The sequence below is a fragment of the Variovorax sp. P1_H12_2 genome (assembly GCF_056405335.1).
The window spans coordinates 1-2,395 of record NZ_JBFUCI010000634.1; the positions used below are offsets into that span (position 1 = coordinate 1).

Annotated in this window: 2 protein-coding genes and 1 pseudogene; 2 read left to right on the forward strand and 1 reads right to left on the reverse strand. The window is 70.1% G+C overall.

Annotation, left to right across the window (positions count from 1 at the left end; genetic code table 11):
- Positions 1-440: pseudogene (tcuB, locus tag AC1D2K_RS33500) on the forward strand (tricarballylate utilization protein TcuB); the annotation flags it as partial.
- 27 nt (positions 441-467) lie between these two features.
- Entirely contained in the window at positions 468-1,445 is a 978-nt protein-coding gene (locus tag AC1D2K_RS33505; protein WP_478094592.1) for a Bug family tripartite tricarboxylate transporter substrate binding protein, read from the forward strand.
- Positions 1,446-1,449: 4 nt separating this feature from the next.
- On the opposite strand, the gene AC1D2K_RS33510 is transcribed toward AC1D2K_RS33505, so the two are convergent.
- On the reverse strand, positions 1,450-2,395 hold a 946-nt coding region (locus tag AC1D2K_RS33510; protein WP_478094594.1), incomplete at its 5' end, for a bifunctional helix-turn-helix transcriptional regulator/GNAT family N-acetyltransferase.

The following is a 2,395-nucleotide window of genomic DNA, read 5'->3' on the forward strand; positions in this document are numbered from 1 at the left end:
GCTTCCTGCTGTGCTTCGCGGCCACCAGCGTGGCCACGCTCTACCACTACCTGCTCGGCTGGCAGGCGCCCTACGCGCTGCCCAGCCTGCCCAAGCTGCTGGGCGTGGCCGGCGGGGTGAGCCTGATGATCGGCACGGCCGGGTTGTGGCGGCTCAACCGGCGGCGTCACCCGCTGCACGGCGACCCGGCGCAGAAGCCGATGGACCTGGGCTTCATCGCCTTGCTGTTCCTCACCAGTGCCAGCGGCCTGGCGCTGTGGCTGGGGCGCGGGACACCGGCGCTGGCGCTGTTGCTGTGCCTGCACCTGGGCGCGGTGATGGCGCTCTTCGCCACGCTGCCCTACGGCAAGTTCGCGCACGGCATCTTCCGCACCGCGGCGCTGCTGCGCCAGGCCGTCGAGAAGCGCCAGCCGAATCCGATCGGCCTCGGCGTCGACTGAACAAGACAACCATTCCGGAGACCCACGATGAACCGACGTCACCTGTTGCGCGCCACCACCCTGGCCGCGTCCTCCCTGTTGCTGGCCGGCGCTGGCCAGGCGCAGGACTTTCCCCCGAGCAAGCCGGTGACCCTGGTGGTGGGCTTTTCCGCCGGCGGCGCGGCCGACGCGGCGGCACGGCTGATCGCGAAGAAGTTGGGCGAGAACATCGGCCAGAGCGTGGTGATCGACAACAAGGCCGGTGCGGGTGGCAACATCGCCCACCAGCTGGTGGCGAACGGTCCGGCCGACGGCACGATGCTGCTGTTCGGCTCGATCGGGCCGCTGACCATCGCACCGCATGTGATGAAGGTCCGCTACGACCCTTTCAAGGACCTGGCCGCGGTGTCGGGCGGCGTCAATTTTCCTAACGTGCTGGTGGTGCACAAGGGACTGGGCGTGAAGACGCTCGCCGAGTTCGTGGCGCTGGCAAGGAAGAAGGCCGGCGGCGTGGACTATGCGTCCACCGGCGCCGGCTCGGCCTCCCACCTGGCCGGCGAGCTGTTCAACCAGCGCGCCGGCATCGAGATGGTCCACGTGCCGTACAAGGGCGGGGCACCCGCCTTGCAAGACCTGCTGGGCGAGCGCGTCGCTTCCTACTTCTCGGCCCCGCCCACGGCATTGCCGCAGGTGGAAGCCGGCAGGCTGATCCCGCTCGCCACCACCGGGTCGGTGCGGCCGGCCTACATGCCGACCATTCCCACGGTGGCCGAGTCGGGCTACCCCGGCTTCGAGGCGCTGAACTGGTATGCCTTCGTGGCGCCGGGCAAGACGCCGGCGCCGATGCTGGAGCGCTGGAACCTCGAGATCGTGAAAGTGCTGAACGACCCGGGTGTCAAGGATGCCTTGAACAAGCACGGCCTGACGCCGCAGCCCACCACGCGGGCCGAACTCACCGCCTTCATGCGCAAGGAAGATGCCAAGTGGGGCGGCATCGTGCGTGAGCGAAGGATCACGGCGGATTGAGCCCTCAGGCGGAGGTGGGCGCAGGCCCGAGCTTCAGCTCCCAGGTCTCGCCGACCWGTTGCTGGCCGAAGCCCTCGTAGGGCTCGGATTTGACGAGCTTGAAACCGCGCGCGGCGTAGATGCCGCGCGCCGCCGTCAGGCAGCTGTTGGTCCACAGCACCATCTTCCTGTAGCCCTTGCCGCGGGCGAAGGCGATGCACTCGTCGGTGAGGCGGGCGCCCAGGCCCAGTCCGCGCGCCTTCGGGCTCAGGACCAGCATGCGCAACTGGGCCGTGGTGGCCGACTTGCGCACCACGAACACGGCGCCGACCCGCTCGCCGTCGAGCTCGGCGATCCAGCAGCGCTCCCACGCCGGCTGGAACTTGCGCAGGAACTGGCCCGCGATGTCGGCCACCAAGGCCTCGAAGTCGCTGTTCCAGCCGTATTCGCGCGCATAGATCTCGCCGTGCTGCTGCACCACCCAGCCGATGTCGCCCGGTGCCGGATCGCGCAGCACCGCGGCCTGGCGCCGGGCCGGCGGCTGGGCGCCCGGTTCGAGCAGCGCCTGCAGCGTGGCCATCGCATCGACCAGCTTGCGCCGTTCGGCAGCGGCCAGGGGCGCGAGCAGCGCCAGGGCCTCGTCGCGCGACTTCTGCTGCAGCGGCGCGAATGCCGCGTGGCCGGCTTCGGTCAGGGCCAGCAGGCTCTGGCGCGCATCGCGCGGATGGGCCTGGCGGCGCAGCCATCCACGGGCCTCGAAGCCGCGCAGGATGCGGCTGAGATAGCCGGCGTCCAGGTGCAGGTCGCGGCCGATCTCGCTCGCCACCGCCTCGGCGCGGTGGGCCAGTTCGTAGAGCACGCGCACGTCGGTCAGCGACATGTCGCTGTCCAGGTAGGGGTCGAGGACGCCGATGCGACGGGTATAGAAGCGGTTGAAGCCGCGGATCGCCTTGACCTGGGCGACCTCGGAC

What these genes read in the sequence shown, in the direction of transcription:
- AC1D2K_RS33505 (WP_478094592.1), top strand. Translation starts at nt 468, where the DNA reads ATGAACCGACGTCACCTGTTGCGCGCCACCACCCTGGCCGCGTCCTCC.